Origin of the sequence: Hafnia psychrotolerans, assembly GCF_014639435.1 — a bacterium.
Classification (GTDB): domain Bacteria; phylum Pseudomonadota; class Gammaproteobacteria; order Enterobacterales; family Enterobacteriaceae; genus Ewingella; species Ewingella psychrotolerans.
In genome coordinates, this window is sequence record NZ_BMFZ01000008.1 from 20,982 (window position 1) to 38,667 (window position 17,686).

At 51.0% G+C, this 17,686-nt stretch carries 19 protein-coding genes; 9 read left to right on the forward strand and 10 right to left on the reverse strand.

Features of this window, described 5'->3' with window-relative positions; genetic code table 11:
* Positions 1-123: 123 nt before the first annotated feature.
* Both ybbP and ybbA read right to left on the reverse strand, forming a co-directional pair.
* Positions 124-2,556: a putative ABC transporter permease subunit YbbP gene (ybbP, locus tag IEV89_RS14655; protein WP_188474471.1), complete on the reverse strand. Its 2,433-nt coding sequence runs from the start codon at positions 2,554-2,556 to the stop codon at positions 124-126.
* A complete protein-coding gene (gene ybbA, locus IEV89_RS14660) occupies positions 2,553-3,239 on the reverse strand; it encodes a putative ABC transporter ATP-binding protein YbbA (protein ID WP_188474273.1) in 687 nt (228 codons plus the stop codon). Before ybbA ends, ybbP begins: the two co-directional genes overlap by 4 nt.
* Here ybbA and tesA point away from each other — a divergent pair.
* The 5 genes from tesA to IEV89_RS14685 all read left to right on the forward strand — a co-directional run bounded on the left by tesA (position 3,210) and on the right by IEV89_RS14685 (position 7,216).
* Positions 3,210-3,881, forward strand: coding sequence for a multifunctional acyl-CoA thioesterase I/protease I/lysophospholipase L1 (gene tesA, locus IEV89_RS14665; protein ID WP_188474470.1), 672 nt, complete (start codon positions 3,210-3,212; stop codon positions 3,879-3,881). The two genes, ybbA and tesA, sit on opposite strands and share 30 nt — an antisense overlap.
* Before the next feature lie 28 nt (positions 3,882-3,909).
* A complete protein-coding gene (locus tag IEV89_RS14670; RefSeq protein WP_188474274.1) occupies positions 3,910-4,686 on the forward strand; it encodes an SDR family oxidoreductase in 777 nt (258 codons plus the stop codon).
* 93 nt (positions 4,687-4,779) lie between these two features.
* Positions 4,780-5,637, forward strand: a complete 858-nt coding sequence (locus IEV89_RS14675) for a co-chaperone YbbN (protein WP_188474275.1) — start codon at positions 4,780-4,782, stop codon at positions 5,635-5,637.
* 215 nt (positions 5,638-5,852) lie between these two features.
* Positions 5,853-6,761: an SPFH domain-containing protein gene (locus IEV89_RS14680; protein ID WP_188474276.1), complete on the forward strand. Its 909-nt coding sequence runs from the start codon at positions 5,853-5,855 to the stop codon at positions 6,759-6,761.
* The gene (locus IEV89_RS14685) at positions 6,761-7,216 is read left to right on the forward strand and encodes an NfeD family protein (RefSeq protein WP_188474277.1); all 456 of its coding nucleotides are present in this window, start codon (positions 6,761-6,763) and stop codon (positions 7,214-7,216) included. The genes IEV89_RS14680 and IEV89_RS14685 overlap by 1 nt, the downstream gene beginning before the upstream one ends.
* Before the next feature lie 283 nt (positions 7,217-7,499).
* Here IEV89_RS14685 and IEV89_RS14690 read toward each other — a convergent pair whose 3' ends face one another.
* The 5 genes from IEV89_RS14690 to IEV89_RS14710 all read right to left on the reverse strand — a co-directional run bounded on the left by IEV89_RS14690 (position 7,500) and on the right by IEV89_RS14710 (position 10,653).
* Positions 7,500-7,913, reverse strand: coding sequence for a PaaI family thioesterase (locus IEV89_RS14690; RefSeq protein WP_188474278.1), 414 nt, complete (start codon positions 7,911-7,913; stop codon positions 7,500-7,502).
* Between the two features lie 141 nt (positions 7,914-8,054).
* Positions 8,055-8,525: a NifB/NifX family molybdenum-iron cluster-binding protein gene (locus IEV89_RS14695; protein ID WP_188474279.1), complete on the reverse strand. Its 471-nt coding sequence runs from the start codon at positions 8,523-8,525 to the stop codon at positions 8,055-8,057.
* On the reverse strand, positions 8,500-8,820 hold the full coding sequence (locus tag IEV89_RS14700; protein WP_188474280.1) for a DUF134 domain-containing protein: 321 nt from the start codon (positions 8,818-8,820) through the stop codon (positions 8,500-8,502). Before IEV89_RS14700 ends, IEV89_RS14695 begins: the two co-directional genes overlap by 26 nt.
* 654 nt (positions 8,821-9,474) lie before the next feature.
* Positions 9,475-9,906 carry a Cu(I)-responsive transcriptional regulator gene (cueR, locus tag IEV89_RS14705; protein ID WP_188474281.1) on the reverse strand — a complete coding sequence of 144 codons (432 nt, stop codon included), beginning with the start codon at positions 9,904-9,906 and terminating at the stop codon, positions 9,475-9,477.
* Positions 9,907-10,047: 141 nt separating this feature from the next.
* Positions 10,048-10,653, reverse strand: a complete 606-nt coding sequence (locus tag IEV89_RS14710) for an ATP-dependent Clp protease proteolytic subunit (protein ID WP_229746488.1) — start codon at positions 10,651-10,653, stop codon at positions 10,048-10,050.
* Positions 10,654-10,985: 332 nt separating this feature from the next.
* Here IEV89_RS14710 and IEV89_RS14715 point away from each other — a divergent pair, with 332 nt between their 5' ends.
* The 4 genes from IEV89_RS14715 (at position 10,986) to IEV89_RS14730 (ending at position 14,237) form a co-directional block, all read left to right on the forward strand.
* Positions 10,986-11,186, forward strand: a complete 201-nt coding sequence (locus tag IEV89_RS14715; RefSeq protein WP_188474283.1) for a cation transporter — start codon at positions 10,986-10,988, stop codon at positions 11,184-11,186.
* 124 nt (positions 11,187-11,310) lie between these two features.
* Complete coding sequence (locus tag IEV89_RS14720) at positions 11,311-12,114, forward strand: TraB/GumN family protein (RefSeq protein WP_188474284.1); 804 nt, start codon at positions 11,311-11,313, stop codon at positions 12,112-12,114.
* A gap of 363 nt (positions 12,115-12,477) precedes the next feature.
* Positions 12,478-12,957: a Cys-tRNA(Pro)/Cys-tRNA(Cys) deacylase YbaK gene (gene ybaK / locus IEV89_RS14725; protein ID WP_188474285.1), complete on the forward strand. Its 480-nt coding sequence runs from the start codon at positions 12,478-12,480 to the stop codon at positions 12,955-12,957.
* 62 nt (positions 12,958-13,019) lie between these two features.
* On the forward strand, positions 13,020-14,237 hold the full coding sequence (locus tag IEV89_RS14730; RefSeq protein ID WP_188474286.1) for an MFS transporter: 1,218 nt from the start codon (positions 13,020-13,022) through the stop codon (positions 14,235-14,237).
* Positions 14,238-14,418: 181 nt separating this feature from the next.
* Here IEV89_RS14730 and IEV89_RS14735 read toward each other — a convergent pair whose 3' ends face one another.
* The 3 genes from IEV89_RS14735 to adk form a co-directional block, all read right to left on the reverse strand.
* Complete coding sequence (locus tag IEV89_RS14735) at positions 14,419-15,738, reverse strand: inosine/guanosine kinase (RefSeq protein WP_188474287.1); 1,320 nt, start codon at positions 15,736-15,738, stop codon at positions 14,419-14,421.
* A 44-nt stretch (positions 15,739-15,782) separates the two neighbouring features.
* Complete coding sequence (gene hemH, locus IEV89_RS14740; RefSeq protein ID WP_188474288.1) at positions 15,783-16,745, reverse strand: ferrochelatase; 963 nt, start codon at positions 16,743-16,745, stop codon at positions 15,783-15,785.
* 233 nt (positions 16,746-16,978) lie between these two features.
* On the reverse strand, positions 16,979-17,623 hold the full coding sequence (gene adk / locus IEV89_RS14745; RefSeq protein WP_195826135.1) for an adenylate kinase: 645 nt from the start codon (positions 17,621-17,623) through the stop codon (positions 16,979-16,981).
* Between the last annotated feature and the right edge of the window lie 63 nt (positions 17,624-17,686).

Below are 17,686 nucleotides of genomic sequence, written 5' to 3' on the forward strand. Positions count from 1 at the left end.
ATACACCCACTGTTTGCAAATTTACAGCAATACTGACGTCAAATTTTAGGGAAAGTGAAGTGATAGGTTCCCGGTGGAATGCCCAACACTTCGCATGCTTCCTGTATCTCTGGCGCACAAACATTATCCGTTATATCCCCGGAATAGCGCCCTTCCCCGCAGCAACCGCACCCCCATCCAACCGCCGCACAATGATAGCAGCAGCGCGCTGAACAGCGGCACCGACCACCACAGGACCAGATTTGGCTCCCACGGGAAATCGAATACCTTACGTTGCAGTATCCACAGTGAAGCTTCGGCACCGACGGCGGCAGCGATACCGGCAACCAGCCCCAGTACGGCGAACTCACACCACAGTGTGCTACGTAACAGTTTTTTACTGGCACCCAGCGTACGGTAGACGATCAACTCCTGACGACGCTGACGCATTCCCACCTGGATTTGCGCCAACAGCAATAAACCGCCGCACAGCATCACCAGAATCACCATCACTTCCAGCGCACGACTCACCTGCTGCAACACCTGTCCGACCTGTTCGAGTATGGTTCCGATGTCGAGCAGACTGAGCGTCGGGAACTGGCGGTTAAGCTGGGTAATCGTTTTTCCGTCACCATGATAACGGAAACTGGTCAGCCAGCTTTGCGGCTGGGCATCCAGCGCGCCCGGCGGGAAGATAAAGTAGAAATTGGGTCGCAGGCTGTCCCAGTCCACTTTACGCAGGCTGGAGATTTTGGCATTGAACTCTTGAGTATCACCGCTGAAGGTCAGCGTATCGCCGATTTTCACGCCAAGCCGCCCTGCCAGCCCGTCGTCTAACGAGACTTCACCCGCCTGCGGTGGCCCATTGCCCGCCACCAGTGGGTTGTGATCTGGCAATCCCTGCATCCAGGTCAAATTCAGCTCACGGTTGACGGCCTCACCGGCCGCGTCATCCGGTTTGATGATGTCGGTCGCATTTTGCTGGTTTATCTTGGTCAGTCTGACACGAACAATCGGGTAGAAGGTTTCCGGCTCAGTCTGATGCTGGCGCAGGAAGTCGGTCACCGGTGGCACCTGATCTTTGGTGATGTTCAGCAGGAAGTAGTTTGGGCTGTCCGGCGGCAACTGCTGCTCCCAGCGGTCGAGCAGATCGACACGCAGCACCAGCAACAAAGCGAGCAGCATAAATGACATGGAGAACGCCGCCAGTTGGCTGAGTGTCACCCATGGTTGGCGCACCAGACGGTTGATCGCCAGACGCAGCGGTAGCTTGCCAATGGTGACTCGCCGCAGCAGCAACAGACTGCCCCAGCCAATAGCACCGAGCAGCAGCGACAGCACGACCACACCGACCAGCAGTGACCACAGCAGCGTACTCCCGCCGACCAACGCCGCCAGCAGCCCCACCACAATCACCAGCATCACAGGAATAAACCAGCGCAGCGGCCAGACATTAGCCACCACGTCCTTACGCAAAACCCGCAGTGGCTGGGTGGCCAACAGCTGTTTGTAAGGCCGCGCCCCTACCAGCAGTGAAATCACCACCAGCGAACCCATCGACCAGACCCACGGCCAAATACCCGACGGTGGCAAGACCGCAGGTAACACTGGTACCAGCATTTTCATCAATAAGGCTTCAAACAGCAGCCCAATGATACTGCCACACACCGCCGCCAGCAGCAGCACAGATAACCACTGGCCGATGATCAGCCTTTGCAGCGCTTTTTTACCGGCACCGAGGGTTTTGAGTACCGCCACTAAGTCGTAGCGGCTGCGGCAGTAATGCCCCATAGCGACGGCGACAGCGGCGATTGACAGCATCAGTGTCAGCAATGCGGACAGCAACAAGAACTGTTGAGAACGTTGCAGAGATTTGCCCAGCGCCCCTTCCGAATCATCCATGCCGTACCAGCGTTGGTCAGGTCTCAGCAGCCCTTTAATGGCATCGCCGTAAGCTTTAATGTTTTCCGGTGTTCCGGCAAACATATAACGGTAAGTGACGCGACTACCGGGCTGGATCGCGCCAGTTTTTGGCACGTCAACCAGGTTCATAATCACACGCGGCGCGGTTTGGAACGGGTTAAAACCCGAGTCCGGCTCTTGAATAATTTCACCGGCAATTTTCAGCGTGGCATCACCGATCTCAAGATTGTCACCCACTTTGACGTTCAGCAGCGCCATTAAGCGTGGCGCGGCCAGCACCGTGCCGGGCTCAGGCTTAACGCCCGGCGGCTGGGTTTGCAAGTTACCATACAGCGGATAAACCAGATCCGTGGCTTTCACATCCGCCAACTGCGGGGTGTCTCCGGCAAAGGTCATGGTCATAAAGCTCAACTGGCGGCTGACTTTCAACCCCTGAGCCCCGGCGTCCTGCAGCCAGGCATCAGTGATCGGGCGGGCGGAGCGCAGCACACGGTCGGCGGCAATAAAGTCGCGGCTTTGCTGACTTAGCCCTTTTTCCATCCGATCACTGATGCTACCAAGTGCCAGAACGCATGACACTGCCAGCGTCAGCGCCAACCAGACAATCAGCAGTGACGGTTGTCGCCACTCACGCCAGAACCAGCGCCAGATCATGCTTCCTCCCATAATTTTCCATCACGCAGACGCAGGCGACGCTGACAGAGAGCCGCCAGTTGTTCATCATGGGTGACCAAAATCAGCGTAGTGCCAGCGTCCCGGTTGAGCGAGAAAAGCAGATCAACGATGCGCTCACCGGTGGTGCGGTCCAAATTACCCGTCGGTTCATCGGCGAACAGCAATTTGGGTTTGCCAATGAATGCACGGGCCAGCGCGACACGCTGCTGTTCACCGCCTGAGAGCTGCGCAGGCAGATGATGCTGACGTTCGCCCAACCCCAGCTGTTGCAGCAACTGCACGGCCTGCGCGCGGCTGCTGGCGTCAGATTCGCCACGCAGCAGAGCAGGAAGCTGGACGTTTTCCAGCGCGTTCAGCGTCGGCACCAGCATAAAGGATTGAAAGACAAAACCGACGTTTCTGGCTCGCAGCGCGGCGCGCCCTTCTTCGTCCATGTTGGTCAGCGACTGTCCCAGCAGTTTTACATCGCCTCCGGTACCGTCATCAAGACCAGCGAGGATCCCAAGCAGCGTTGATTTACCCGAACCGGACTCGCCAATCAGCGCGATAGTTTGCGCCGGTTTGACAACCAGCTCCACACCGGAGAGGATAGTTAGCTGACTTTCACCCTGGCCGACGTATTTACTAAGATGATGAACTTCAAGAACGTTTCCCGCTGGCATCTTCCTTTCCTTTTACTTGTATCAATGCTGGTCACTACGGCAGCGAGTTTCCGGGCCGCTGCGGCTGAGAACTTGCTGATTATAGGTGATAGTCTAAGCGCGGTTTACCGCCTGCCTATCGACAGTTCATGGCCATCTCTGCTCAATAAAAAGTGGCAGGATGAGAAGGGTAAGCCGAGCATTGTTAATGCCAGCATCAGCGGTGATACCGCCGAACAGGGGCTGACACGGCTACCAGCGCTGCTGAAACAGCATCATCCGCGCTGGGTGTTAATTGAACTCGGGGCCAACGACGGTTTGCGCGGTTTTGCGCCATCGGGCATTTCTCAGACGCTGACCCAGATAATAAAATTAGTGAAACAGGCTGACGCTCAACCTTTGCTAATGCAAATCCGCCTGCCTCCGAACTATGGCCGCCGTTATACTGAAGCGTTTTATGCGATTTACCCTGCGCTGGCAAAGCAAAACAATATTCCGCTGGTGCCCTTCTTTATGGAGCAGGTTGCGCTGAAACCGGAATGGATGCAGGACGACGGTTTACATCCCGCCCAGGCCGCCCAGTCATTTATCGCCGACTGGATGGCGGACAAACTGGCACCGTTAGTCAAACCGGACCAAACTCTAAGTAAACCACAGTCCTGAAAAATAGGGGCTTCTGACAGGTAAAGTTATGCAAAAAGCAGTATTGATCACCGGCTGCTCCAGCGGTATTGGCTTGGTCGCCGCACAGGATTTACGTAACCGGGGTTACCGCGTCCTGGCTGCCTGCCGTAAAATGCAGGATATTGAAAACCTGCGTCAGTTGGGCTTTGAAACCATTGAGCTGGATCTGGATGACAAACAGAGCGTAGCCCGCGCCGCAGCTGAAGTGTTGACACTGACTGGCAACCGCCTTTACGGTCTGTTCAACAATGCCGGTTACGGTGTTTACGGCCCGCTGCATACGGTCAGCCGTGAACAATTCGAGCAACAATTTTCCAGCAACTTATTCGGCACCCACCAGCTAACACAGTTGCTTTTACCGGCCATGCTGGCGCACGGCGAAGGCCGCATTATTCAAACCAGCTCGGTGATGGGACTGGTCAGCACGCCGGGCCGAGGCGCTTATGCCGCCAGCAAGTATGCACTGGAGGCCTGGTCTGACACGCTGCGCATGGAGCTGCACGGCACCGGCATTCAGGTCAGCCTGATTGAACCAGGGCCGCTAAGCAGTAATTTCACCCAAAACGTGAATCAGTCACAAGCCGATAAACCGGTTAACAATCCCGGTATTGCCCAGCGTTTTACCCTCAAACCAGAGGCAGTATTGCCAAAATTGCACCATGCTTTAGAAAGTCGACAAGCCCGTCTGCGCTATCCCGTCACCTTGGTCGCTCACGCATTGTCGATACTTAAACGCCTGTTGCCCGGCCGCCTGCTAGATAAATTGCTGCGTGGTAATAGTTAACGCCACGGTTTCTGGGGGTTGAAGCGACAAAAGCTGCCCCCATTTAAACCTATATACTCATACCGTTGCGTCAGAAATAAGAGAACCTAATTCATGCTTGCACAACCTTCAATTATCAATATCAACGAAACCAACCTGCACCAGACGCTGGAACAATCCATGTCGCTGCCGGTGATGTTCTATTTCTGGTCTGAGCGCAGCCAGCACTGCCTGGAACTCGGGCCGATCCTCGATCGACTGGCGGCTGAATATGCCGGACAGCTGATCCTGGCCAAAGTCGACTGTGATGCAGAACCGGCCATCGCCCAACAATTTGGCCTGCGCTCCATTCCCGCGGTGTACTTGTTTAAAGACGGCCAGCCGGTGGACGGTTTCCAGGGACCGCAGCCAGAAGAAACGATCCGTGAACTGCTGCATAAAGTCCTGCCGAAAGAAGAAGAACTGAAAGTCGCTCAGGCGCAGGAATTGATTGAAGCCGGCGATCTCACCGCCGCTCTGCCGCTGCTGAAAGAGGCATGGCAGTTGAGTCATCAGCGCAGCGACATCGGCCTAATGCTGGCGGACGTCCAGATTCAACTTAACCGTAGCGAAGATGCAGAAGCGGTGCTGGCAACCATTCCTTTGCAGGATAAAGACTCCCGCTATCAGGGTCTGGTGGCGCAAATCGAGTTACTGAAACAGGCAGCCGATACTCCGGAGATCCAGCAACTGCAGCAGCAATTACTACAGGAGCCAGAGAACATCGAACTGGCAGTTAAACTCAGCCTGCAACTCCACGCAGTCGGGCGTAATGAAGAGGCATTGGAACTGCTGATGGTTCCGCTAAAGAAAGATCTCGGCGCGGCCAACGGTACAGCCCGCAAAACGCTGATGGATATTCTCGCTGCCCTAGGCACCGGAGATGCGCTGGCAGCTAAATACCGCCGCCAGCTTTACTCACTGCTATACTGACTCTCCAGCGGCGGTTCCTCACTGAACCGCCGCGTTGTTTTCTTTCACACCGTATTATTTCCCCTCGCTGAACTATCCTTAATCAATACGACTTCGGGTCGAACTGTGCGACAATCCCGCTGAGCAAAGTCTGTCCTTTTGCTTACTGGAATATGTTTTTTCTGCAAAATATGCAGAAAAACGCCCAGGACATCGAATTACAGGAGTTCCATATCATGCTTACCGTTATTCCCATCCTTATTGTTCTCGCACTGCTGGTCGTATTTGCCGGTGTCAAAATTGTGCCACAGGGCTTTCAGTGGACTGTCGAGCGGTTTGGCCGTTACACCAAAACGCTCATGCCGGGCCTGAATCTGGTGATACCTTTTGTTGACCGCGTAGGCCGCAAAATCAACATGATGGAGCAAGTGCTGGATATCCCTTCTCAGGAAATCATCTCTCGTGACAACGCCAATGTTGCCATTGATGCCGTATGCTTTATCCAGGTGATCGATCCTGCACGTGCCGCGTATGAAGTCAGTAACCTGGAGCAGGCCATTGTTAACCTGACCATGACGAACTTCCGTACCGTACTGGGCTCGATGGAACTCGACGAAATGCTTTCTCAGCGCGATAACATCAACGCCCGCCTACTGCACATTGTCGATGAAGCGACCAACCCGTGGGGCGTGAAGATCACCCGTATTGAGATTCGTGACGTGCGTCCCCCCGCTGAACTGATCTCTGCGATGAACGCACAGATGAAAGCTGAACGTACCAAGCGTGCTGATATTCTGGAAGCCGAAGGTGTGCGTCAGTCCGCTATTTTGCGTGCGGAGGGTGAAAAGCAGTCACAAATCCTAAAGGCTGAAGGTGAGCGTCAATCCGCATTTTTACAGGCTGAAGCCCGCGAGCGTGCGGCCGAAGCCGAAGCCCAGGCCACTAAAATGGTTTCTGAAGCCATCGAGGCTGGCAACGTTCAGGCGATCAACTACTTTGTGGCGCAGAAATATACCGATGCACTGACCAAAATTGGCTCAGCTAACAATAGCAAAGTGATCATGATGCCACTGGATGCCAGCAGCCTGATGGGCTCGATTGGCGGTATCGCTGAATTACTGAAAGAAACCAAAGGCGGCAAATAATGCTGCAACAGCTTATAGCAAGCCCGCACCTTTTCTGGTTGTCACTCGGCGGCCTGTTGCTGGCAGCTGAACTGCTCGGTGCGAGCGGTTATTTGCTGTGGAGTGGTATTGCAGCCGCGTTGGTGGGTTTGCTGACTTGGGTGCTGCCACTATCGTGGGAATGGCAAGGCCTGTGCTTTGCTGTGCTAACCATGGTGGCCGCATGGCTGTGGTGGCGGTGGCTTAGCCGTCGACAGCAATCCGATCCGCAGAACAGTTCACTCAACCAGCGCGGGCAGCAGATGGTGGGTATGCACGCGACTGTGCTTGAACCCATGAGTAACGGCTACAGCCGAGTACGTATTGGCGACAGCACCTGGCGAATCACCAGCACCGCACGATTAAACGTCGGTGATGACGTGGTGATCACTCACGTCGAAGGTATTACTTTGCGGGTCGAACCCACAAAAAGATAACAGACTAACGCTGCTGCGCTTTCAATGACGGGGCAATTCGCCTCTTCATTTCCCGGCTAAGACGCCCCAACGTCAGCAGTCGTTGATAGATCTCTTGCAGTTCTCCGATGTGCCGCGCAATCTCGGCGGCCTTATCCAGTCATCGGCACTTTGCTGTTCGTACTGTGGTGCTCAGAATGGTGGAATAACACCACCCATCCTGAGACTCCTCCCGCAAAAAGCCAGCTTGATTTGGTCTTTTATTCAGGTAAACAGTGTCTTGCCAACCCTGTGGTATGTTCTCTTAGGCTGGAACGATGAATTTGGCAGAAGCTCGTGCCACTTGCTGTTGTTCATTAGTTAACCAAGCCTCAAGTTGATAGAATCCCCGACGCTGTCCGAGTAGCCTGGCAAACACCCTGAGGTGCTGGCCCACTCTTATGGGGCAAATAAACCGAACGGTTAATTCAGCTGTCAGCGCCTCAATTCCCTGCATAAACAAGCAATGTGTCATCGCTGCATCGAGTAAAGTGCTCGTCATGCCGCCATGCAAAAGACCTTTATAGCCTTGGTGCTTCTGATCCACCACATAGGATGCACCTACGGATCCATCCAGTTGTTGTGAGAATAACAGTTCCAACGAATCAGGATTGTTGTCGCGCGATCCACACACCATACAATGAGTATGGTGCTTTCTGGCATTGAGATAAATGCTCATACATTCCTACTTAGCCTACTTAGCGGCCAGCTCACACTACCTACCGCCTTCTGTTTTCGACTCAGCGGAGACTCCCTTCACCGCACCCGGTACCTGTCTCACATGCATCTTGTCAGAGGCAATAGTACATGCGAAATCTACTCAGGAACGACAGCAGTGACCTTTTCCCTCATGAGGCTGAATACCTGACTGGCAACAAAGCTTCTCAGAAACGTTCCCTTCAGCACCACAACCACCGCAGGATTTATTTTTCGCTTCGTGCTTCAATGATTGGCGACCCTGGCTGGCTTGATGAAGCTGCACAAACCCATTGGTAAGCGGGTCATGCAGTGTGTTCACCGAAAGACTGGTGCAATCAGTCTGATACACAGCAAACTGGCCTGTTAATAATTTTCCAAGCATCCGCTCACCAATATTACGAACAACAACCTGGTTAACCTTCTGCTCAGACAGCAAGTCGATCATTTTCTTTTTACCTGCACAACTCGCTTCTCGTGCGGGATTCTCAACACGATTGATCTCAACGCCTCGCTCATCCAGAAAGACCAAACAGCTGGCTTTGGTAAAATGATTTGCGACTCGATCATTATTCATTGGAATGGCAGTGATCATATTTTTTAACTCCGTCGTCCTCAAGGTGCATCATTAGCGCTTTGCCCTGTGTGAGGCAGTCCACAACCTTAAAACGGGCTGCTTTCAGGACATTGGCTAGCGTCTGCCGGGAAACCCCCATTTCCAAAGCCGCTTCTTGCTGCTGCATACCCAGTAAATCGACTAAGCGCAATGCCTCAAACTCATCTTCATTAAGACAAACCTGCTCAAGTTGGCTCATTGGCCGGCCGTTAGGTTTGAAACAACTCTCTGCAGGATGGCCACAGATGTTACGTGGAATCTTGGGTCTCGCCATGGGAGCTCCTTATTGGCATATGCTATATATACTCTCTCTCTATAGCGTATGCAATGTAGACTCACCGTGCTGTGAAGTGAGGAATGCCATCATTGGCCTAATCTCTCGTTCAGACACAGATGAATATCTATATATAGATAGTTGTAAGTTCAATATGGTGAGTTTCAAATGCTTCCTGCGTTACTCTAATAGCATTCGGGCATTGATGATTTTTATATTTTAAGCATTACTGATGAATTTTAAGTGTTTACCAACCTCATTTAACCTGGCAATGGCATGATGTCTCTTCGGAATTTTGGTATATAATTTAACCAACTGAAGATAAGAGTGAAAGGAAATTAAAATGTTATCCATGACGTTAAGGAGGAGTACATCTAATAAACTTTTATCTTTTTGGCGATTCAATTTGGCTATTTTAATTTTACTGCTTTCTTTCTTTAGCGTGGTGGTCACTGCCGTTAATTGGTTCGTGGCCATATATACTGTTCAAAAGAACACACTGGAAGTTTCCACTTTAAGTTCAAATCTTGCATATTGGTAGAAATAGAGTTTCTGTTTGTCGACATGTTAATTGATTTTTAAGTTGCGAAATTTTAAGTTGCGAAATATTGTAGGCAGCGCTTTACCATAGAGCTCAAAATAGCTAAATGTCTTCTAACGCTGCTGCGCTTTCAATAATGATGAAGAGGAGGAATGGCAACCGCCGCTGAGATTGTCGATGATGGGACAATTCGCGCCTTCATCTCCCGGGCAAGACTCCGCCAGCGTCATCAGGCGTTGATGCATTTCTTTCAGCTCTTCGATGTGCCGTGCTATCTCGGCGGCCTTCTTAAGCGTCCGCGCTTTGACATCCGCACTGTGGCGATCAGGGTTGTGGAATAACGCTACCAGTTCCTGACACTCTTCCAGCGAAAAACCCACCAGTCGAGCCTGGCGCAGTAAGGTCAGTTCTTCGATATGTTTGGGGGCATAACTACGATAGCCGTTCCCGCTTCGCATCGGCACGGTGATCAGTCCTTTTTCCTCATAGAAACGGATCGCTTTGCTGGTCAGCCCGGTTTTTTTTGCCACATCGCTGATATTCATTCTGCCCTTTAACAACCTTCACTTTGATGGAAGGTTTATCCTACAGTAGGAAACGGGAAAGGCCAACCGATCAGAACAATACGCGTGATTTGTTGCTGCATTGTCTTTTAAAGATTTTATTGAAAAAGAAATTAAACGTTATTATTTACTATTTCCATCATAAATATAATAGGCGGCATCGGTTCGCTCTATTTTTTCTGTTTCACCCGTTGCGAGACCTATCGCCAGCGCTTCTTTGTTATTTAAAATCTCATGCGCATCTTCACTGTAAGTTATTTTATCTATTTGAGCGTCGGTTAAATTGGTACATTGCCGATAAGTCTTCTTGAACATATCCCTGTAAATTTTTAGCCTCTCGACTGCTTGATCGATATTTACTTCTGAGGAATTATTTAAGGAGTGACCTAATTTAGGCGCGTGAAGTAAAAAGGTTGTATCATCCATGATTAGTCTGTTTTTTGCGCCACAAAAAATCATCGTTGCAGAGGATTCAACACTAGATAGATTGACTGTGGTTATCGGAATGGGTGAGTCCTTAACTAACTTAAGTCCAATTTTACCGCTATCCATATCACCACCACTACTGTTTATGTAGAGGTAGATGAGCTGAGTAGATTTGTACTTTTGCTCTATCTCATCGATCACGTTAGCCAGAGAAATTATTTTATTTTCCGTAATCGCGCCCGTGTAAAATATTTTAACTAACTTTATATTTTCCGGGGAAGTCGCGTTAATAACCTTACTCATTCCCGCGTCAGCATGGATACTTAGGAGTAACATAACAGGCATTATAAAATATATGAATTTCATCTCAATGCATCCCATTAGAAAAGATGAGAAGATATATATCACATTATAAATATGACTAGCATTAATATAATTTTTAGTTTCAACTTTATTGTTTTTGATACATCTATGAACTTTTTATTTCACCCAATGGTACACGGCATAGTACTCCGCATCTGGATATTTTATATCAGCATAATATTTAGTTGACCTTCACCTGAGAGGAAGGTTTATCCTGCTTACTGAATCTAAAAAAGCCAACCTGCCACAACAATAATGATGAGGGCAACACCATGACGACCACTATTTTGAATCTTGAAGGTTTAACCTGCGGACATTGCGTGGCTTCCACCCGCAAAGCACTGGAAGCCGTTCCCGGCACCACGCAGGTTGACGTAGAACTGAGCAAAGCCGTGGTACAAAGTTCTGCCAGTAGCCAGCAGTTAATTGATGCGGTTGAAGAAGCCGGGTATCACGCCGAACTGGCATCCTGACCGACGGCCAGCCAAAGCAGACCTTTTGTTGACGCTACAGCAGAAAAATCAAGACTTTCCCCCTGTTCGCTGAACCGATGACGCGCTAGCATGTCCCTTCTTTCATTGACAGAGACAACGCCATATGGGACATATTTTTTACCAGCTTGCCCGCTGGCTGGGTCTGCTTTCGCCCGCTGAATATCACTATCCGGCCATCGACATTCAGCTTTCCGGTGATAGACATCTGCATCTGGTGGGCAGTATTCACATGGGCACGATGGACATGCAACCGCTGCCTGAGATCTTGCTTAAACGGCTTTCCCAGGCCGATGCGTTGATTGTCGAAGCTGACATCAGCGGCACCGACTCCCCCTTTGGTCAGACCGATGACCTCTCCCCACTCGCCGAAAGACTGACCGAACAGCAACACCAGCAGGTCGAGAGTTTGTGCGATGAACTTGGTACCTCGGTGCATAGTATGGACCGGCTACCTTGCTGGCAGGTGGCGCTTATGTTGCAGGCCGGACAGGCTCAGCGTCTGGGATTACGTGGCGAATACGGCATTGACTATCAGTTGCTACAAGCTGCACGAGGAAAGCAGAAAGAAGTGATTGAACTCGAAGGCCCGCAAGAGCAACTGGCCCTGTTGCAACAGCTACCGGAAAACGGCCGCACACTGCTCGAAGATACCCTAACCCACTGGCACACCAACGCGCGCCTGCTGCAAACAATGATCAGCTGGTGGCTGGAATCTCAACCAAGCCAGGCAATGGAACCGTTGCCCAATACATTCAGCAATGAGTTGTATGATGTGTTAATGCACCAACGTAATCAGCGCTGGAAACAGCAACTGAACGCCCTGCCACCAGGGAAATACGTGGTGGCGGTCGGTGCATTGCATCTTTATGGCGAAGGCAATCTGCCGGATCTGTTATCCAATAAGTGACGAGGGTGAGTGAACGAAGTCAGCGCAGAGGCAGCTCGAAGAATAAATTGAATAAAAAAATGGCCAATATTTCTATTGGCCAGTCAAAGAGAAATTTCTTTTATTAGTTATAGCTTCAGCGCCACCCCTTCTCAGGGCACAGCGCCGGCGCCCTTAGGTTAGCAATCTGTACTGGGTCTTGGCAACACTCATTCATTGGACTACTATTTAAGCCAGTTCAATAAAGCCCCTTTATTGTTTACTATCAGAAGATTGAGCAGGGTTATTATTTTCCTATTGATTAAGTCATCGTAGTCGCCGGAAACTCTTCGCGGCGAAAGAAACGGTGGCTTTTTTATTGGGATCTTTTATCAGAGGTCAGCCATGACACCCGCAGTTAATTTATTGGAAAAAAACCAGGTCGCCTTCAGCCTCCACCACTATGAACACAGTAGTGATGAAACCAATTTCGGCGATGAAGTGGTCAAAAAACTCGGGCTGGATGCACATCAGGTTTATAAAACGTTATTGGTTGCGCTTAACGGTGATGCCAAAAAACTGGCCGTCGCCGTGACGCCGGTTGCCACCCAGTTGGACCTGAAAAAAGTCGCCAAAGCGCTGGGGGCCAAAAAAGCTGATATGGCAGACCCACAGTTGGCCCAACGGGTGACCGGATATCTGGTGGGTGGGATAAGCCCTCTCGGGCAAAAAAAACTGCTGCCAACGGTGATCGACAGCCCCGCGCAGGACTTTGCCACCATTTTTGTATCCGGCGGTAAACGCGGGCTTGATATTGAACTGGCCGCCAGCGATCTTTGTAGCCTGCTACGCGGAAAGTTTGCTGACATCGCAAAAATCGACTGACTCATTCCGCTATCTTCGTCAAAAACCGACAACAACCTACAACAAGAAGAAAGGCCGCTTGAATGACCGACCGTACTGATATTCCCGCTCCGCCGCCGATGAGCGCAGCGAAACGCACTGCTTTCTCTATTCTGGCTGCCATCAGCGTCTCGCATCTGCTTAATGACATGATCCAGTCACTGATACTCGCGATTTATCCGCTGCTGCAAAATGAGTTCTCCCTCAGCTTTACGCAGATTGGCATGATCACGTTGACTTATCAGATCACCGCCTCGCTGTTACAACCGCTGATTGGTTATTATACGGATAAACATCCGCAGCCTTACTCTCTGCCTATTGGGATGGGCTTCACGCTATCCGGTCTGTTGCTGTTGTCGGTTGCGCAAAGCTTCCCACTGGTGCTGCTGGCCGCGGCGCTGGTCGGTACCGGTTCATCAATATTCCATCCTGAATCCTCTCGCGTGGCACGCATGGCCTCTGGCGGACGCCATGGGCTGGCCCAGTCGGTATTCCAGGTCGGTGGCAACTTCGGCAGTTCGCTCGGCCCCTTACTGGCAGCGCTGATTATTGCGCCTTACGGTAAAGGCAACGTGGCCTGGTTCTCGCTGGCAGCGCTGCTGGGGATTGTGGTGTTGCTGCAAGTCAGCAAGTGGTATCGCCAGCAACAGCAGATCATCAAAAAACGTGGACCGGCCCCAAATAATGTAACGGTGCTACCACGCCAAACGGTGGTGCTGTCGATGGGTATTTTGTTGGTGCTGGTGTTCTCAAAATATTTCTATCTAACCAGTCTGAGCAGTTATTACACCTTCTACTTGATCCATAAATTCGGTGTGTCGATTCAGAATGCGCAGATCCACCTGTTCGTGTTTCTGTTCGCCGTGGCAGCGGGTACCATCATTGGCGGACCTGTTGGCGACAAGATTGGCCGCAAATATGTGATTTGGGCTTCGATCCTCGGCGTTGCCCCCTTCACGCTGCTGCTCCCTCATGCCAACCTCATGTGGACCAGCATATTGAGTGTGATTATTGGGGTGATTCTTGCGTCAGCGTTCTCGGCCATCTTGGTCTTCGCACAAGAGCTTATCCCCGGTAAAGTCGGCATGGTGTCCGGGCTGTTTTTCGGTTTGGCGTTTGGTATGGGGGGGATTGGCGCAGCCGTATTGGGCTATGTCGCGGACCGCACCAGCATTGAGCTGGTCTATCAGATCTGCGCCTTCCTGCCGCTCCTCGGTATTCTGACGGCCTTCCTGCCGAATCTCGAACAAAAGCAGTCTTGAAATTTCTGCCTCCTGCTGCCGGTATTACATTATCGGCAGCATCATGCTACGCCTTTTGGTTTATACCTATCTCTACGTGAGACCCGAGCAACTGCGGGTCTCTGGTCGGTGTGGGCCGACACGCCCACGACTTTGACCTTGAACTTAAACTAAAAACGCGTTTGGGGCCGCCCCAACAAACTCATCTCTCCCAGTATGACTCCTCAAGACTATCTTCCCTCTCCGGTAACCCACGTGTTAAGCGTGGCGAATGCTGATTTAACACCTGATAACTGACCCGATTGGCGTATTTACACACCTGCGCCAACGACGAATAGGTGAGATATTCGCGGGAATGTTTGCTCGAGTTCGGCACACTGCTGCGGTGGAAACCGTTGGCAGCAATGTCGTGTAACAGCGCAGAGAGTGCGCCATCCCCAGCCCCGTTGGTATTCATGATCTTCTCCGGCCCACCCATATAGGGCGCGATATGCGAATAGATCTTCAGCGGTGTTTGGCAGCTTTCACGGCGCATTGCGCGGCTGAATTCATACAAGTTAAACTCTGCAATCGCACCCGGTAACAGAGGATGCTGTGTGGTTCGTTTGAATTCTTCTTCGGTATAGCTGGCCATAAACAGCCCGTTTGGCCCAGCAGTGCAGAGTACTAAATCGACCCAATCCAGTGCTTTGTCGGCCGCCATTAGCGGGTCTTTCAGGCCGGTCAGCGCGAAGCCTTCATCTTCATTCATCGCCAGAATCGAGACGTTATCGCGGATGAAATCACGCCACGCCTGCGGATTTTCTGCGATCACAAACTGTGTTCCCAGCGTCAGCACCACCGGCACCTGATATTTTTTAGCGTAGGCGATGGCCTGCATCGTGGCTTCGGGCATGGGTTCACCTTCGCCGCTACGCAGCAGGTAAGAGGTCAACACCAGCGCCGAGGCTCCGGCGATCACCTCTTCAGGTACGCTTTCCTGACGCAGGTTATTCATATGGCCCGGACTGATAGCAAAGGTGCGTTCGCCGCTGTCACTTATCAGGGTAAAACAGCGGCCAATCGCGCCATCAACGCCCTGCAAATAGTTGAGATCAACGCGGCTGGAGGTGTTGCACAAATAGCGATAAGCGTAACTGCCAATCTGCACATGGCTGCACATCACGCCAAGCAACACTGAGCGGTCATCCGCTAGCACCGAATAATTATGCAAGGTATTGCCGATGGTGCCGCCAGCAAACTGATGCGTGATCAGCAATTTTTCCATCAACTCCTGATAAAGCGCTTCGGCGGTATCATCATCAATAACGCTCGACTCACCGGCTTTGAGCCCGTAACGCGTAACGAAATGTTCATCCACCTTGGCTTCGATATCCACCATCGTCTGGTCAATACCCACAATATAAGATGCCCCCGCTTCGCTTTCCGGCTGCATGTGTTGCAGCATCGAATCACGTAATAGCGGGTCACGCGCGCTAACAGGGAAGTAGTGTTTTGACTTACGTTTACCAGGAAATTTCATTGCTACTCTCTGTGGATCATAAGAACGCTGGGGATCAAAAGACGTTAAAAATGTTGCGTCACTAATTGTTGCAACAGATCAATATGCTCAGGCTGATCGTTGAGCGCATCGATATAGTCAAAGCGTTCACCGCCAGCGTGCATAAAGATCTCGCGGTTCTCTTCTTTTATCTCTTCAAGCGTCTCCAGACAATCGGAGGCGAAACCCGGGCATATGATCTGAATATTTTTGATGCCCTGCGCCGGTAAGCCTTTCAGGGTTTCATCGGTGTAAGGCGTCAGCCACGGCTCACGACCAAAACGCGACTGGAAGGTCAGCATAATTTTACCGGCGGGCAGACCGAGAGCATCCGTCAGGGCTTGTGCCGTGTCATTACAGCGCTGCTCATAGTCATCACCCTGCGCAACAAAGCGTTTAGGGATGCCATGAAAAGAGAGGATCAGGCGGTCAGGCTCACCATGTTTGGCAAAAGAGCGCAGCACAGTGGATTTCAGCGCAGAGATATAAGCCGGATGTTCTGCATAGTCACGGATAAAACTGATCGACGGTAAACGGCGTTTATCTTTCAGCACGCGCGCTACGCCATCAAATACAGCAGCACTGGTAGAACAGGAGTATTGCGGATACAGCGGCAACACCACCATTTTGGTGACGCCCTGCGCCAGTAATTTCCCAATGGCATCCTGCATGCTCGGATTACCGTAGCTCATTGCCAGTTCAACCGGCGTGCCAGGCAGGCGTTCAGCCAGCGCTTTTTGCTGACGGCGGCTAAAGACCATCAGCGGCGAACCGTCCTCCATCCAGACAGATTTGTACAGTTTGGACACCCGTGTTGAACGCAGAGGCAAAATAACCCCATATAAAATAGGCAACCAAATCAATCGGTTGACGTCAACAACGCGAATATCACTTAAAAATTCAGCCAGATACTTTTTTACGGCCTGCGGCGTAGGGGCTTCGGGAGTACCGAGATTGACCAGTAACACACCGAATTTCGTCTGCATCATACTGAATTTCCTAAATTAATGTGGCCAATAGGCCAGAAGGGTACGAAGCTGCCCAAGAGTGCTTCGTCGTAACAATCTATATTGTAACTAAATTGTCTGGGATCGGAACCGATAACAGCCAATGGCAGGAGTAATCAATACGAGTAACGCGTGGGGAAATAATGGAGAATTAAAAGTAACAAAGGCGACCAGAGTCGCCTTGAATTCAAATAATAACACTAAATATGAATAAATTAGCCCAAGATAGCGGCGAGTTCCTGACGAATTTCGTCAACTTTCTGTGTGCCATCGATGCGCACGTATTTAGTGTTACCCGCTTCTGCTTCTTTGCTGTAGTAAGAGATCAAAGGTTCTGTCAACTCGTGGTATTCCACCAGACGCTTACGCACGGTTTCTTCCTGATCGTCTTTACGGGTGATCAGGTCTTCACCAGTCACATCATCTTTACCTTCAACTTTTGCAGGGTTGAATTTGATGTGATACACCCGCCCAGAGCCAGGGTGTACGCGACGGCCAACGATGCGATCAACGATCAATTCGTCAGGCACGTCAAATTCCAGAACATAATCCACTTGGATATCAGCGTCTTTCATCGCATCAGCCTGTGGAATAGTGCGCGGGAAGCCATCCAGTAGAAAACCTTTACGGCAGTCTTCTTGCTGAATACGCTCTTTTACCAGTGCGATCACTAACTCGTCGGTTACCAGTTTCCCGGCGTCCATAATTTCTTTCGCTTTCTTGCCGAGTTCACTTCCGGCTTTCACAGCTGCGCGCAACATATCACCGGTGGAAATCTGCGGAATGCCATATTTCTCGATGATGAATTGAGCCTGTGTACCTTTACCAGCGCCAGGAGCGCCCAGCAGAATGATACGCATTGCGTAAATCCCCTTGCATGTAATTTTTATTAAAACGCAAAAAACGACCAACCATACCATTCT

Excerpts from the sequence above, each read along its gene's own strand:
- IEV89_RS14715 (WP_188474283.1), top strand. The coding sequence starts at position 10,986 with ATGACGACCACTATTTTGAATCTTGAAGGTTTAACCTGCGGACATTGC.
- cueR (WP_188474281.1), bottom strand. The coding sequence starts at position 9,906 with ATGAATATCAGCGATGTGGCAAAAAAAACCGGGCTGACCAGCAAAGCG.
- IEV89_RS14670 (WP_188474274.1), top strand. The coding sequence starts at position 3,910 with ATGCAAAAAGCAGTATTGATCACCGGCTGCTCCAGCGGTATTGGCTTG.
- hemH (WP_188474288.1), bottom strand. The coding sequence starts at position 16,745 with ATGATGCAGACGAAATTCGGTGTGTTACTGGTCAATCTCGGTACTCCC.
- IEV89_RS14720 (WP_188474284.1), top strand. The coding sequence starts at position 11,311 with ATGGGACATATTTTTTACCAGCTTGCCCGCTGGCTGGGTCTGCTTTCG.
- IEV89_RS14690 (WP_188474278.1), bottom strand. The coding sequence starts at position 7,913 with ATGAGCATTTATCTCAATGCCAGAAAGCACCATACTCATTGTATGGTG.
- IEV89_RS14685 (WP_188474277.1), top strand. The coding sequence starts at position 6,761 with ATGCTGCAACAGCTTATAGCAAGCCCGCACCTTTTCTGGTTGTCACTC.
- ybbP (WP_188474471.1), bottom strand. The coding sequence starts at position 2,556 with ATGATCTGGCGCTGGTTCTGGCGTGAGTGGCGACAACCGTCACTGCTG.
- adk (WP_195826135.1), bottom strand. The coding sequence starts at position 17,623 with ATGCGTATCATTCTGCTGGGCGCTCCTGGCGCTGGTAAAGGTACACAG.
- IEV89_RS14675 (WP_188474275.1), top strand. The coding sequence starts at position 4,780 with ATGCTTGCACAACCTTCAATTATCAATATCAACGAAACCAACCTGCAC.
- IEV89_RS14680 (WP_188474276.1), top strand. The coding sequence starts at position 5,853 with ATGCTTACCGTTATTCCCATCCTTATTGTTCTCGCACTGCTGGTCGTA.
- ybbA (WP_188474273.1), bottom strand. The coding sequence starts at position 3,239 with ATGCCAGCGGGAAACGTTCTTGAAGTTCATCATCTTAGTAAATACGTC.
- tesA (WP_188474470.1), top strand. The coding sequence starts at position 3,210 with ATGAACTTCAAGAACGTTTCCCGCTGGCATCTTCCTTTCCTTTTACTT.
- ybaK (WP_188474285.1), top strand. The coding sequence starts at position 12,478 with ATGACACCCGCAGTTAATTTATTGGAAAAAAACCAGGTCGCCTTCAGC.
- IEV89_RS14700 (WP_188474280.1), bottom strand. The coding sequence starts at position 8,820 with ATGGCGAGACCCAAGATTCCACGTAACATCTGTGGCCATCCTGCAGAG.
- IEV89_RS14695 (WP_188474279.1), bottom strand. The coding sequence starts at position 8,525 with ATGATCACTGCCATTCCAATGAATAATGATCGAGTCGCAAATCATTTT.
- IEV89_RS14735 (WP_188474287.1), bottom strand. The coding sequence starts at position 15,738 with ATGAAATTTCCTGGTAAACGTAAGTCAAAACACTACTTCCCTGTTAGC.
- IEV89_RS14730 (WP_188474286.1), top strand. The coding sequence starts at position 13,020 with ATGACCGACCGTACTGATATTCCCGCTCCGCCGCCGATGAGCGCAGCG.
- IEV89_RS14710 (WP_229746488.1), bottom strand. The coding sequence starts at position 10,653 with ATGAGTAAGGTTATTAACGCGACTTCCCCGGAAAATATAAAGTTAGTT.